General features: G+C 62.7%; 12 protein-coding genes. All 12 read right to left on the bottom strand.

Features of this window, described 5'->3' with window-relative positions:
* Positions 1-54 precede the first annotated feature (54 nt).
* Entirely contained in the window at positions 55-1,314 is a 1,260-nt protein-coding gene (gene ftsA / locus ABQX22_RS16440) for a cell division protein FtsA (protein WP_349800918.1), read from the bottom strand.
* Positions 1,315-1,329: 15 nt separating this feature from the next.
* Positions 1,330-2,199 carry a cell division protein FtsQ/DivIB gene (locus ABQX22_RS16435; protein WP_349800964.1) on the bottom strand — a complete coding sequence of 290 codons (870 nt, stop codon included), beginning with the start codon at positions 2,197-2,199 and terminating at the stop codon, positions 1,330-1,332.
* Positions 2,200-2,326: 127 nt separating this feature from the next.
* Positions 2,327-3,787 carry a UDP-N-acetylmuramate--L-alanine ligase gene (gene murC, locus ABQX22_RS16430; protein WP_349800917.1) on the bottom strand — a complete coding sequence of 487 codons (1,461 nt, stop codon included), beginning with the start codon at positions 3,785-3,787 and terminating at the stop codon, positions 2,327-2,329.
* Positions 3,780-4,853 (bottom strand): undecaprenyldiphospho-muramoylpentapeptide beta-N-acetylglucosaminyltransferase, encoded by a 1,074-nt coding sequence (gene murG / locus ABQX22_RS16425; protein ID WP_349800916.1) that lies wholly within the window; start codon positions 4,851-4,853, stop codon positions 3,780-3,782. Before murG ends, murC begins: the two co-directional genes overlap by 8 nt.
* Entirely contained in the window at positions 4,840-6,057 is a 1,218-nt protein-coding gene (gene ftsW / locus ABQX22_RS16420) for a putative lipid II flippase FtsW (protein ID WP_349800915.1), read from the bottom strand. The genes murG and ftsW overlap by 14 nt, the downstream gene beginning before the upstream one ends.
* Entirely contained in the window at positions 6,054-7,400 is a 1,347-nt protein-coding gene (murD, locus tag ABQX22_RS16415) for a UDP-N-acetylmuramoyl-L-alanine--D-glutamate ligase (RefSeq protein WP_349800914.1), read from the bottom strand. Before murD ends, ftsW begins: the two co-directional genes overlap by 4 nt.
* Before the next feature lie 5 nt (positions 7,401-7,405).
* Positions 7,406-8,488 carry a phospho-N-acetylmuramoyl-pentapeptide-transferase gene (gene mraY / locus ABQX22_RS16410; RefSeq protein ID WP_349800913.1) on the bottom strand — a complete coding sequence of 361 codons (1,083 nt, stop codon included), beginning with the start codon at positions 8,486-8,488 and terminating at the stop codon, positions 7,406-7,408.
* On the bottom strand, positions 8,488-9,858 hold the full coding sequence (locus ABQX22_RS16405; protein WP_349800912.1) for a UDP-N-acetylmuramoyl-tripeptide--D-alanyl-D-alanine ligase: 1,371 nt from the start codon (positions 9,856-9,858) through the stop codon (positions 8,488-8,490). Before ABQX22_RS16405 ends, mraY begins: the two co-directional genes overlap by 1 nt.
* Positions 9,851-11,314, bottom strand: a complete 1,464-nt coding sequence (locus ABQX22_RS16400) for a UDP-N-acetylmuramoyl-L-alanyl-D-glutamate--2,6-diaminopimelate ligase (protein WP_349800911.1) — start codon at positions 11,312-11,314, stop codon at positions 9,851-9,853. Before ABQX22_RS16400 ends, ABQX22_RS16405 begins: the two co-directional genes overlap by 8 nt.
* Complete coding sequence (locus ABQX22_RS16395) at positions 11,314-13,059, bottom strand: peptidoglycan D,D-transpeptidase FtsI family protein (protein WP_349800910.1); 1,746 nt, start codon at positions 13,057-13,059, stop codon at positions 11,314-11,316. The genes ABQX22_RS16400 and ABQX22_RS16395 overlap by 1 nt, the downstream gene beginning before the upstream one ends.
* Positions 13,056-13,349, bottom strand: coding sequence for a cell division protein FtsL (gene ftsL, locus ABQX22_RS16390; RefSeq protein ID WP_349800909.1), 294 nt, complete (start codon positions 13,347-13,349; stop codon positions 13,056-13,058). The genes ABQX22_RS16395 and ftsL overlap by 4 nt, the downstream gene beginning before the upstream one ends.
* Positions 13,346-14,287, bottom strand: a complete 942-nt coding sequence (gene rsmH / locus ABQX22_RS16385; protein WP_441005300.1) for a 16S rRNA (cytosine(1402)-N(4))-methyltransferase RsmH — start codon at positions 14,285-14,287, stop codon at positions 13,346-13,348. The genes ftsL and rsmH overlap by 4 nt, the downstream gene beginning before the upstream one ends.
* Positions 14,288-14,289 lie beyond the last annotated feature (2 nt).

Here is a 14,289-nt window from a genome sequence, read left to right as displayed (position 1 = left end):
CTTCACTTCTCTGGTTTTTTTAACGCCTGTTGCCTGCCTACCACTTTTGAAACTTTAGAAATTCCCCTGCACCCAGCGCTTGAGGCGTTCAAGCACGGGCGCCTTAGGTTCATCGCTATAACTGCTACTGGAGCCGGTCAGGCCGGACAGCGAGATGCCGTCAGACTGCTTTTGCAGTCCGTACAGCAACAGGCCGACGCCAGTTGAGTAGATCGGGTTGCGAACGACGTCCGCGAGCCCTTTGACGCTATGCGGCACGCCCAGGCGCACCGGCATGTGGAAGATTTCTTCGGCCAGCTCGACCGCGCCTTCCATTTTCGAGGTACCTCCGGTCAGCACGATGCCGGCCGGAATCAGATCTTCGTAGCCGCTGCGACGCAGTTCGGCCTGAATCAGGGTGAACAGCTCGTCGTAACGCGGCTCGACCACTTCAGCCAGGGCCTGACGGGACAGCTCGCGCGGTGGACGGTCGCCCACGCTTGGCACTTTGATGGTCTCGCCGGCGCCGGCCAGTTTGGCCAGTGCGCAGGCGTAACGGATCTTGATTTCTTCGGCGTACTGCGTGGGTGTGCGCAAGGCCATGGCGATGTCGTTGGTGACCTGATCGCCGGCAATCGGGATCACGGCCGTGTGGCGAATAGCGCCCTCGGTGAAGATCGCGATGTCAGTGGTGCCGCCGCCGATGTCCACCAGGCAGACGCCCAGTTCTTTTTCGTCGTCGGTCAGGACCGAGTACGCCGAAGCCAGCTGCTCCAGGATGATGTCGTCGACTTCCAGACCGCAGCGACGCACGCATTTTTCGATGTTCTGCGCCGCGTTCACCGCGCAGGTCACCACGTGCACCTTCGCTTCCAGACGCACGCCGGACATGCCCAGTGGCTCGCGAACGCCTTCCTGGTTGTCGATGACGTAGTCCTGCGGCAGCGTGTGCAGCACGCGCTGGTCCGCCGGGATCGCCACGGCCTGGGCGGCATCGAGGACACGCTCCAGGTCCGCCCCGCTCACTTCACGGTCGCGAATGGCGACGATGCCGTGGGAATTCAGGCTGCGGATGTGACTGCCCGCCACCCCGACGAACGCCGAGTGAATGCGGCAGCCGGCCATCAGCTGGGCTTCTTCGATGGCGCGCTGGATCGACTGCACCGTCGATTCGATGTTCACCACCACGCCCTTCTTCAGGCCGCGTGACGGGTGGGTGCCGATGCCCACGATTTCCAGGGTGCCATCAGCCGCGACTTCGCCTACCAGCGCCACCACTTTGGAGGTGCCGATATCCAATCCGACGATCATTTTGCCGCTTTGCACGTTTGCCATGGGTCCTGCCTCTTATCAATTCTTCGCGACGGCGGGTTTGTCCGTCGTTGGCGCTGCGCCCTGTTCACGCCAACCGACGGCAAGGCCGTTGCTGTAACGCAGGTCGACACGCGCAATGTTCGTGATCTGTTCTTTAAGCGTCTTGTCGTAAATGACGATGAAGCGGCGCATTTTTTCAACCAGATGGTCACGGCCAAGCAACAGCTCGATACCCGGACCCGATGCGCCTGCACCGGTGGTCAAAAACCAGCTGCCCCGCTCACGCAACTCCAGACGAGCGATGGAGAAGCCCATGGGGCGCAACATCTGACTCAAATTCTGGTACTGCTGCATCACCTGCTGTTGAGCCCGTTGAGGCCCGAACAACTGCGGAAGGTGTTCGTAGTGGGCCAGCTCACGCGGCGTGAACGCCTGGCCCTGGTTATTCAATAAAGCGGCGTCGCCCCAGCGGGCCACCGGCAGTTGTTCTTCGAGGCGAATCACCACCTGGTCAGGCCAGACGCGACGCACTTCGGCGTGGGCGATCCATGGCATCTGCTCCAGTTCGGTGCGCATGCCGGCCAGATCGATGGAGAAGAAACTGGTCGCCACGTACGGCGCAATGCGTTGCTGCACCGCTTGTTGATTGACGTAGCTCAGATCGCCCTGCACGTTGATGCGCGAGATCGGCCGGTCGGCATATGGCAGCAGGCGCTGGGCCGCTTCGTAGGTGCCGAAGCCGAGCACGACCAGCAACACCGGCCAGAACAGAACCTTGAGGAAACCCAAGCTGGCGGCGGGCGAGCGTCGCACGACCGGCTCCTTGGCCACCATCCGGCTGGCGCCACGCGGCACCGGCTTGCGGTTAGGAGCGGGTGGCTGCTGACGTAACGACGCACCTTGCATATTCAACCTCCCACCTTGGCATTCAGGGGCATCGCTTGGTCCGCACCCTTACCGTCCGCGCGCACGGCAACGCGAACATGGCGCACAGGCGCCCTGTTCGAGAGGAGTGAGGACGGCAAGGCGGCTGTCATTTCAGCTTCCCTTCGGTGGAGGCGACGATGGCGCCGGTGAACAGTGGGCTCTTGAGCAGTTGCGGCGCCAGACCGCCGATGTCGCCGGCGCCCTGACACAGCAGGATGTCGCCGGCACGCAGCAGCGGTTTGACCAGCGGCGCCAGCTCGACGCCGCGCTCGATGTAGATCGGGTCCAGCACGCCACGCTGACGAATACTGTGAGCGAGCTGACGGCTGTCCGCGCCCGGGATCGGTTCTTCGCCGGCCGGATAGACCTCCATCAACAGCAAAACGTTCGCGTCGTTCAGGACCTGCACGAAATCGTCGTAGAGATCGCGGGTGCGGCTGTAACGGTGCGGCTGGTACACCATGACCAGACGGCGATCCGGCCAGCCACCGCGTACCGCGGCAATGACGGCTGCTACTTCCCGCGGGTGGTGACCGTAGTCGTCCACCAGCATCACGCTGCCGCCTTCGACCGGCAGTTCGCCGTACACCTGGAACCGGCGTCCGACACCCTGGAACCCCGACAGCCCCTGAACGATGGCTTCGTCAGAGACCCCTTCATCGGTGGCGATGGCGATCGTGGCCAACGAGTTGAGCACGTTGTGGTTGCCCGGCATGTTCACCGACACATCCAGCGGCTCGCGGTCGCGGCGCAGCACGGTGAAATGTGTGTGCATACCGTCTTGGCGAACGTTGATGGCGCGCACGTCGGCGGCTTCATCAAAGCCATAGGTCAGCGTCGGGCGCTTGACCGAGGGCAGGATGTCACGCACGACGGGGTCGTCGATGCAGACCACGGCCAGCCCGTAGAACGGCAGGTTGTGCAGGAATTCGACAAAGGTCTTCTTCAGCTTGTTGAAGTCCCCTTCGTAGGTCGCCATGTGGTCAGCGTCGATGTTGGTCACGACTGCCACCAGCGGCTGCAGATGCAGGAAGCTGGCATCGCTTTCGTCTGCTTCGGCGATCAGGTAACGGCTGGTGCCCAACTGCGCGTTGGTGCCGGCCGCATTCAGACGGCCGCCGATGACGAAGGTCGGGTCCAGGCCACCGGCCGCGAACACTGAAGCGATCAGGCTGGTGGTGGTGGTTTTACCGTGAGTACCGGCCACTGCGATGCCGTGGCGATAGCGCATCAGCTCGGCCAGCATCTCGGCACGCGGGACCACGGGAATGCGGCGCTCAAGGGCGGTCGCCACTTCCGGGTTGGAGGTGTTCACTGCGCTGGAAACCACCAGCACGTCTGCCGACGCTGCGTTTTCCGAGCGGTGGCCGATGAAGATCTGCGCGCCGAACGATTCGAGACGTTCGGTCACCGGCGAGGCTTTCAGGTCCGAACCCGACACGTCATAGCCCAGGTTCAACAGCACTTCAGCGATGCCGCACATGCCCACGCCGCCGATGCCGACGAAGTGGATGCGACGGATGCGGCGCATCTCCGGCTGTGGCATCGCGCGTTGATTCTCAACCATGGGCCACCTCCAGGCAGACATCGACGACGGTGTTGGTGGCGTCCGGCTTGGCCAGTTGGCGAGCCGTGGCGGCCATGCGTATCAATTGTTCGGGTTGCATCAAAACCTCATTCAGGCGTGCGGCCATTTCGGCGGCGCCAGTTGTCGCTTGTGGCATGACGAAAGCAGCGCCTTCGCGGGCCAGATAATCGGCGTTACGGGACTGGTGATCGTCGATGGCATGGGGCAAAGGCACCAGCAACGACGGCAGACCAGCGGCTGCCAGTTCACTGATGGTCAGCGCGCCTGCACGGCACACCACCAGATCCGCCCAGCCATACGCCTGGGCCATGTCCTTGATGAAGGGCGCCACTTGCGCCTCCACGCCGGCCGCGCGATAGCGTTCGGCGGTGATTTCATCGTGGTTCTTGCCTGCCTGATGAAACACTTCAGGCCGCACGTCCACAGGCACCTGCGCGAGGGCCTGCGGCAATAATTTGTTCAACGGCTCGGCGCCCAGGCTGCCGCCCAGTACCAATAGCCGTGGCCGGCGTCCGGCCAGCGCCTGACGCGGCGTTTCAAAAAACAGCTCGGCCCGCACCGGGTTGCCGGTGGTGCGCCGCTTGGCCGAGGCCGCGAACGTCTGTGGGAAGGCTTCACACACGCGGCTGGCGAACGACGCCAGGCTGCGGTTTGCCGTGCCGGCCACTGCGTTCTGTTCGTGAATGATCAGCGGCACGCCCGACAGCTTCGCCGCCAGTCCGCCGGGGCCGGTGACGTAGCCACCGAAGCCGACCGCACACACAGGCTTGAGCTCACGCACGATCCTGCGCGCCTGCATCAACGCGTTGACCAACATCAATGGCGCCTTGAGCAGAGACAAACGCCCTTTGCCGCGCAGGCCGGTGACGTTGATCAAGTGCAGCTTCAAGCCGGCTTCAGGCACCAGCTGGTTTTCGATGCCGCGTGGTGTGCCGAGCCAGTGCACGGTGTAGCCGCGCGCCTGAAATTCACGCGCGCAGGCCAGCGCCGGGAACACATGTCCCCCGGTTCCGCCGGCCATGATCAGCACGTTATTTCCGGACATGCGCGGGCTCCTCGGCAAAGTCGCTCTCGTTGAATTCGGCTTCTTCGCTGCCCATGTTGTTGCGCGATTCCCACTCGATGCGCAGCAGCAGGCCCAGGCTGGCGCAGCAGATGATCAACGAACTGCCGCCGTAGCTCAGGAACGGCAAGGTCAGACCCTTGGTAGGCAGCAGACCCACGTTCACGCCGATGTTGATCAGAAACTGACCGATCCACAGGAACGCCAGGCCGTAGGCGGTGTAGGCGGCGAAGAACTGCTTGGCGCGCTCGGCCCACATGCCGATGTACATCGCCCGGAGGCTGACGAACACAAACAGGCCAACGGTGACCAGCGAGCCGACGACGCCCAGCTCTTCAGCCAGCACCGAGAACACGAAGTCAGTGTGGGCTTCAGGCAGGTAGAACTGCTTTTGCACGCTGTTGCCCAGGCCGACGCCCAGCCATTCGCCGCGACCGAAGGCGATAAGGGCCTGGGTCAACTGGTAGCCGGAGCCGAACTGATCGGACCACGGGTCGGTGAAGGTGATCAGACGCGCCATCCGATAAGGCTGCGCCTGGACCAGCACGAACACCGCGCCCACCGCCAACGCCACCATCAGGGTGAAGCGGAACAGGCCGACACCGCCGAGGAACAGCATCGCCGCAGCTGCGCCCATCATCACGACGGTGGCACCGAAGTCGGGCTCCATCAGCAGCAGGCCGGCCATGGGCAGCAGCACGATGAAAGGCTTGAAGAAGCCCATCCAGCTCTCGCGCACTTCCTGCTGACGGCGAATCAGATAACCGGCCAGGAAAATCACCACAAATACCTTGGCAATTTCCGAGGGCTGGACGTTGAACATGCCGAAGCCGATCCACCGCATCGAGCCGTTGACCTCACGCCCGATCCCCGGCACGAGCACCAGAATCAGCAAACCGAACGCGCCCACCAGCATCAGCCAGCCCAGACGCTGCCAGGTCGCGACCGGAATCAGCATGGTCACCACGCAGGCGCCCAGGCCCAGCACCAGATAGACCAGGTGACGAATCATCATCGCCAGCGTGTTGCCGGACTGCGCGGCGGCCACTTCGGACGAGGCCGAGGCGATCATCACCAGGCCCAGACCGAGCAGCGCCAGGCAGCCGGCCAGCATCGGGAAATCCACGTCGATGCCACGGCCGCTGATGAGCGGCGACGGGTACGGCTTGATCACACCCAAAATCATGACAAGTCCCTCACGGCCTGGGCGAAGACGCGACCGCGCTCTTCGAAATTCGTAAACATGTCCAGGCTTGCGCAGGCGGGCGACAGCAACACGGCGTCCCCTGCCTGAGCCGATTCGGCAGCACGTTGCACAGCTTCTTCCAAGGTAGTGACGCGTACCAACGGCACGGAATCGCCGAAGGTCGTGGACAGTCGTTCGGCGTCGCGACCCAGCAGGATCACGGCGCGGCAGTGGGTGGCAACCGGGGCTTTCAGTGGCGCGAAATCAGCGCCCTTGCCGTCGCCGCCCGCAATCAGCACCAGCTTGCCGGCGATGTCCGAGCCCAGCCCTTCGATAGCGGCCAAGGCGGCGCCGACGTTGGTGGCCTTGGAGTCGTCGTAATAGCTGACGCCCTCACACTCGCCGACCCACTGGCAGCGATGCACCAGCCCGGCAAACGTGCGCAGGCTGGAGAGCATCGCGTCGAATGGCAGGCCGACCGCATGCCCCAGCGCCAGCGCAGCCAGCGCGTTGGACTGATTGTGCGCGCCACGGATTTTCAATTCACGAACCGGCATCAGCGTCTGGAACTGGAACGCCAGGTGCTTTTCGCCGTTCTCTTCACGCAGACCGAAACCGTTGATGTCAGGTGCGTTCAGGCCGAAGGTCCAGGCCGGAACGCCTTCGCCGATCAAAGGCCGGGACAGCGCGTCCTGACGATTGACCACCACCTGCCGCGCGCCACGGAAGATGCGGTGCTTGGCCAGGTGGTAAGCCGGCAGGCCGCTGTAGCGATCCATATGGTCTTCGCTGACGTTCAGCACGGTGGCCACTTCAGCACCCAAGTGATCAGTGGTCTCCAGCTGAAAGCTCGAGAGCTCCATGACGTACAGCTCAACGTCGTCGCTGAGCAAGTCCAGCGCCGGGACGCCAAGGTTGCCGCCCACGGCCACGCGCTTGCCAGCGGCCAGGGCCATTTCGCCGACCAGCGTGGTGACGGTGCTTTTCGCGTTTGAACCGCTGATCGCCACGATCGGCGCCTTGGCGTTACGGGCGAACAGTTCGATGTCACCGGACAACTTGACGCCACGCATCGCGGCCTGCTGCAAGGCAGGGGTCGCCAGCGCAAGACCGGGGCTGACGTACAGCTCGTCGGCGCGGCAGAGGAATTCAATGTCCAGCTCGCCACAACGCACTTCCACCTGCGGGTAGTCACGACGCAAGGTCGCCAGCTCAGGTGGATTCTCCCGCGTATCGGCCACGGCAAACGACACGCCCCGGCTCGCCAGAAAGCGAACCAGGGACATGCCGCTCTTGCCGAGGCCGACAACGATGCGGAAGTGGTCAGAAGCGATAAGTGACACTCGTTCTACCTCAGTTTCAGGGTGGCAAGGCCGATCAACACGAGAATCACGGTGATGATCCAGAAACGGACGATCACGCGCGGCTCGGGCCAGCCCTTGAGTTCAAAATGGTGGTGGATCGGTGCCATGCGGAAAACGCGGCGGCCGGTCAACTTAAACGATGCAACCTGAATGACGACTGACAGGGTTTCCATTACAAACACCCCGCCCATGATGAACAGGACGATTTCCTGCCGCACGATCACGGCGATGGTGCCAAGGGCTGCGCCCAGGGCCAGTGCGCCGACGTCACCCATGAAGACTTGCGCCGGGTAGGTGTTGAACCACAGGAAGCCTAGGCCTGCGCCAATCAGCGCGCCGCAGAACACGATCAGTTCGCCGGCGCCGGGCACGTAAGGGATCAGCAGGTATTCGGCGAACTTCACGTTACCGGACAGGTAGCAGAAAATGCCCAGCGCCCCGCCCACCATCACGGTGGGCAGAATCGCGAGACCGTCCAGGCCATCGGTCAGGTTGACCGCGTTGCTGGAGCCGACGATCACGAAATAGGTCAGGACCACGAAGCCCACGCCCAGGGCGATGCTGAAGTCCTTGAACATCGGGATCAGCAGCGTGGTTTCAACCGGGGAGTTGGCCGTCATATAAAGGAAGAGCGCAGCGCCCAGTCCGAACACCGACTGCCAGAAATATTTCCAGCGGCTCGGCAGCCCCTTGGAGTTCTTCTCGATCACCTTGCGGTAGTCATCGACCCAGCCGATGCCGCCGAACAGTAGGGTTACGACTAACACCACCCAGACGTAGCGGTTGGACAGGTCGGCCCACAACAGGGTGCTGATGGCGATGGCCGACAGGATCAGCGCGCCGCCCATGGTCGGTGTACCGGATTTGGACAGGTGCGACTGCGGACCGTCGTTCCGTACGGATTGGCCGATCTGCTTGCTCTGCAAGGCACGGATCATCCAGGGCCCCAGGCACAGTGACATCGACAATGCAGTGAGCACGCCGAGAATCCCGCGCAGGGTCAGGTATTGGAAGACAGCGAAGCCTTTGTAGAACTGTTGCAGATACTCGGCCAGCAGCAGCAGCATTAATGTTTCTCCAGCTTGGTTTCGCACAACGCGGCCACGATGTTTTCCATCGAGGCGCTGCGAGAACCTTTGATCAAAATGGTGGTGTTCGTGTCTTGCTCGGCGCCAAGCGCTGCGATCAGGTCAGCCTGACTGGCAAAATGGCGCGCATCCTGCCCGAAAGCTTTTGTCGCATGGGCCATCAGCGGACCAACGGCGTACAAGGCGTCGACTTTGCCAACGGCGTATTCGCCCACCTCTCGGTGACCCTGCTCAGCCCAGTCGCCCAACTCGCCGATGTCGCCCAGGACCAACACCGTACGGCCGGAAAACCCGGCCAGGATGTCGACCGCTGCCGCCACCGATGTCGGGTTGGCGTTGTAGGTGTCATCGATGACGCGCATTCCGTTTGCCGCCAGTTGCGCAACAGTGCGGCCCTTGACCGGCTGCACGTTGTTCAAGCCGTCGACGATGCCTTGCAGCGGCACGTCCAGTGCGTAAGCCGCTGCGGCAGCCGCCATGGCATTGGCAACGTTGTGCGCGCCAAGCAGATTGAGCTGCACCGACGCGGCACCCAGCGGGCTGTTCAACGTAAATGCAGGGCAGCCCCGCGCATCAATGCCCAGGTCGCTGGCGTACAGGTCGGCGGCCGCGTTGCTCAGGGAGAAACTCAGCACCTTGCGGTCACCGGCGCGGGCGCGCCAGATGCCGAACGCTTTGTCATCCAGATTCAGGACAGCCGTGCCGAAGGCATCCAGGCCGTCGATGATTTCGCCCTTGGCCTGGACGATTTTGTCCGGGCCGCCGAACTCGCCGACGTGGGCGGTCCCGGCATTGGTGATCACGGTGACGTGAGGTTTGGTCAGGCTGACTGTGAACGCGATTTCGCCGATGCGCGATGCGCCCAGCTCGATGACCGCGGCTTCGTATTCGGACGTGAGCGACAGTAGCGTCAGCGGCACGCCCAGTTCATTGTTCAGGTTGCCGCGCGTGGCCAGGACCGGACCGCGGGTGCGAAGGATGCTGGCGAGCATTTCCTTGACCGTGGTCTTGCCACTGGAGCCAGTGATGGCTGCGACGGGCTTGTCGATAAAGGCGTTGCGGTTCAGCGCGCCCAGCTGCGCAAGCGCCTGACGTGTATCGGCGACCACCAGTTGCGGGATGCTGGCCCCCGCGACTTCGCGTTCAACCAGTGCGCCAACAGCACCTTTCCCGGCAACCTGATCCAGGTAATCGTGGCCGTCGAACCGTGGGCCGGTCAGGGCGATGAACAAGTCGCCGACATCAACGTCGCGGCTGTCGATGCTGACAGCGTCGAACGCGACGTCTTCGCCCACCAGACGGCCACCCAACGGATCAACCAGTTCGCTGAAGAATAACGGCTTAAGCATGTGCGACCTCCCAGGCGGCCAGCGCCTTGGTGGCTTCTTCCAGATCGGAGAACGGATGGCGCTCGCCATCGATTTCCTGGTAGTCCTCGTGCCCTTTGCCGGCCAGCACCAGCACATCGCGCGCATCGGCGCTGGCAATCAGCTGGGCAATCGCGGCGCCACGGCCGGCGACAAACGTAACGCTATCAACGGCCGAGAATCCGGCGCGGATGTCGTCGAAAATCTTCGCGGGGCTTTCAGTTCTTGGGTTGTCGTCAGTGACCAGTACCTTGTCCGCCAGACGCTCGACCACCTGCGCCATCAACGGCCGTTTGCCGCGATCACGATCACCGCCGCAGCCGAACAGGCAGGCCAGCTGACCTTGAGCGTGGGGCCGCAACGCGGTGAGGACTTTTTCCAGCGCGTCCGGGGTATGGGCGTAATCGACCACCACCAGCGGCAGCGCACCGCCACCCAAGCGCTGCATCCGGCCAACCGGGCCTTCAAGGCCCGGCAGCACTTTGAGAATTTCATCCAGCGGATAATCCAGACCCATCAGCGCACCGACCGCCGCCAGCACGTTGCTCAGATTGAAGCGCCCCAGCAGGCTGCTGCGCAGCACATGCTCGCCCTGCGGCGTGACCAACGTGGCGCGTACGCCGTTGTCGTCAAACGTCGCTTCGCGGCAGTACAGGTAGGCGCTGGCGTCTTCCAGGCTGTAGGTGATCAGGCGCGAAGGCTGTTGTTGCCCCGCCAGCTCGCTGCCGAAGTCATCATCCAGATTGATCACACGGCAGCGCAGGTCATTCCAGGCAAACAGCTTGGCCTTGGCCGCGCCGTAGGCCTGCATGGTGCCGTGGTAATCCAGGTGGTCGCGGGACAGATTGGTGAACACCGCGACGTCGAATGCCAGGGCGGTCGCCCGACCCTGATCCAGACCATGGGAAGACACTTCCATGGCGATGGCCTTGGCACCGGCCTTGCGCAGGTCGGTGAGCGTGGCCTGCACGGTGATCGGGTCCGGCGTGGTGTGGATGCCGCTTTTCAGCGCACCGGCGAAACCGTTGCCCAGCGTCCCGATGATCCCGCAGCGCTGGCCCAGTTGATCCAGCCCTTGAGCGATCAGTTGGGTCACGCTGGTTTTGCCGTTGGTGCCAGTGACGCCCACCAGATTCAGGCTGCGGGTCGGATCGCCGTAAAAGCGCCCGGCAATGTCGGACAATTGCGCGGCCAGGCCTTTGACTGGAATCAACGGCACGTCGGTAATCGGCAGCACTTTCGCGCCTTCGACTTCATAGGCCACGGCGGCCGCGCCGTGGGCAATGGCGTCACTGATGTGATCGCGTCCATCGACCTTGAACCCGGGGATCGCCAGGAACAGGTCGCCCGGCCGGACCTTGCGGCTGTCCAGGGTCAGTTCGCGAATCGACAGGTCGCGCTCGCTGTAACCAAAAATCTTGCTCAGGCTCGAGGACATCAGCCGCGCCCTCCCTTGGCAGGTACAGAAACCGGCGCGGCGTTGGCCTGCTCCGGCGGGATCGGAGCCAGGTTGTCCGGGCGCACGTTCATCAGACGCAGCGTGCCGGACATGACCTTGCTGAAGACCGGTGCAGAGACCAGACCACCGTAGTAGCCGCCTTTGCTGGGTTCATCGATCACCACCACGATGGCGTAACGCGGGTTGCTCATCGGGCCGAAGCCTGCGAAGAGCGACCGGTAGGAATTTTCAGCGTAGCCCTTGGTGCCCACCGACGTTTTCCGTGCGGTACCACTCTTGCCCGCCACGTGATACGACGGCACGCGCGCACGGTATACGCCGCGTGGGTCCTCGATCACCTGCTGCATCATGCCTTGCAGCGTCTTGGCAGTTTTTTCCGGAATCGCCTGAGTCGAGCTCTGCGGCGTGTCGGTCTTGAGGATGGTCAATGGCACCAGCTTGCCGTCGTTGGCCAGCGCCGAATAGGCGTGAACCAGCTGCAACGCGGTGACTGACAGACCGTAGCCGTAGGACAGCGTGGCGGTTTCTGCCTTGCGCCATTCGCGGTAGTTCGGCAGGTTGCCCACGCGCTCGCCCGGGAAGCCAAGGCCGGTGTACTGGCCCAGACCGACGCGCTGCATGGCGCGGAAAATGGCTTCACCGCCGACGTCGAACGCTACTTTGCTCATGCCGACGTTACTGGAGTTGATCAGAATGCCGGTCAGGTCGAGGATCGGGCCTTCTGTTTTGGTCACGTCGCGGATGGTGTATTTGCCGATCTGCAGCGTGCCTGGGTAAACCTCGACCTTGTCGGTCGGTTTCCAACGGCCACTGTCCAGAGCTGCCGTCATCGAGATCGGTTTCATCGTCGAGCCCGGCTCGAACACGTCGATGATGGCCCGGTTACGCATGGCGGCTGGCACCATGGTGCGACGGTTGTTCGGGTTGTACGTTGGCTGGTTGACCATCGCCAGCACTTCGCCGGTCTTCACGTCCATGATCACCAGGCTGCCGGCCTTGGCGTCGTTTTCCTGAATGGCGTTGCGCAGCTCGCGGGTCGCCAGGTATTGCAGGCGCAGGTCAATAGACAAAGCCAAGGTCTTTCCAGCCTTGGCGTTTTTGGTGACTTGCAGGTCCTTGATAACGCGGCCGCGCCGGTCCTTGATCACTTGCCGCTTGCCGGGCACGCCCGCCAGCCAGTCTTCATAGGCCAGTTCGACGCCTTCGCGTCCATGGTCGTCCAGGTCGGTGAACCCGACCATGTGCGCCGTCACATCGCCTGCCGGGTAGAAACGCCGGAATTCTTCCTTCGAATAAACACCCGGCACTTTCAGATCGACAACCGCCTGCCCCTGCTCCGGCGTCAGGCCGCGGACCAGGTAAATGAATTCTTTGCTGGCCTGTTGATCCAGGCGCTCGGTCAGCGCTTTCGGATCTTGCCCGAGCGCGATAGCCAATTGGCCCCACTTGCTCTTGTCGGCCTGCATCTCGGACGGGTTCGCCCAGATCGTCGCGACCGGCGTACTGACCGCGAGCGGCTCGCCATTACGGTCAGTGACCAGGCCACGGTGCGCGGGAATGGAAATGGTGCGAAGGCTGCGCGCATCACCCTGCTCGATCAGAAAACGGTGATCGATCACTTGCAGGTCAACGATGCGGTAGCAGATCGCAAGGGACAGGATCGCCAACAATCCCACGACCACGCGGAAACGCCATGGGTAAAGTGCCCCGTCGAGCTTCATCATGGCGTCACCATGCGGATATCGGCGGCGTCAGGGATTCGCATCTTCAGTTGTTCGGTGGCCAGGGCTTCGATGCGGCTGTGGGCGGTCCAGGTGCTCTGTTCGAGAATCAGACGGCCCCACTCTGCCTGCGCTTTGTCGCGCACGCTGAGTTCGTTGTACAACGAGTTGAGCAACTGACGGTTCCAGTGCGCGCTGTAGGAGACGCCCACTGCCGATATCAGGACGGCGACAAACAGCAGCAGCATGAAGAAGCTGCCACCGGGAAGCGGTTTCAGGAAAACGCGGCTCATCGAAGCTTCTCCGCAACGCGCATGACGGCGCTGCGTGAACGTGGATTGGCCTTGGTTTCGGTATCGGAAGCGAACTGCGCCTTGCCGATGAGTTTGATTTTCGGCTCGAACGCCTGATGACGGATAGGCAGGTTGCGCGGCAGGTTGTCGGCTTCGCCCTTGACCAGTTTGCGCATAAACAATTTGACGATACGGTCTTCCAGCGAGTGGAAGCTGATCACCACCAGACGACCACCGATTTCCAGCGCTTCTAGCGCGGCTTCAAGGCCGGCTTCCAGATCGCCCAGTTCGTTGTTGACGTGAATGCGCAGCCCTTGAAAAGCACGGGTCGCCGGGTTCTTGCCTTTTTCCCAGGCCGGATTGGCGACCTTGAGCACTTCGGCCAGATCGCCAGTGCGTTCGAATGGCTGGGTTTCGCGGCGCGCCACGACAGCACCGGCCATGCGCCGGGCGAAGCGTTCTTCACCGTACTCTTTGAACACGCGGGCGATTTCTTCAGCCGGCGCGGTGTTGACGAACTGCGCTGCACTGATACCGCGAGAGGGGTCCATGCGCATGTCCAGCGGGCCGTCGTTCATGAAACTGAAACCGCGTTCAGGGTCATCCAGCTGCGGGGAAGAAACACCCAGGTCCAGCAGGATGCCGCTGACATTGCCCGCCAGCCCCTGGTTTTGAGCCTCTTCGCCCATTTCGGCAAAGCTGCGCTGCACAATGACAAAGCGGCCGTCTTCGGCCGCCAGCGCTTGCCCTGTGGCAATCGCTTGAGGATCTTTATCGAATCCCAGGAGCCGTCCGTTCGGCCCGAGGTTTTGCAGAATCAGCCGACTGTGCCCGCCGCGCCCGAACGTGCCATCCACATAGCAGCCATCAGCGCGCACCGCGAGAGCCTCGACGGCTTCTTGGAGCAGTACGGTGATGTGGGTAAAGCCGCTATTCATAG

The sequence above is a fragment of the Xanthomonas sp. WHRI 1810A genome, from assembly GCF_040202885.1.
Classification (GTDB): Bacteria; Pseudomonadota; Gammaproteobacteria; order Pseudomonadales; family Pseudomonadaceae; genus Aquipseudomonas.
The sequence above is the reverse complement of the archived record's forward strand: the minus strand, read 5'-3'. Positions and strand labels throughout refer to the sequence as shown.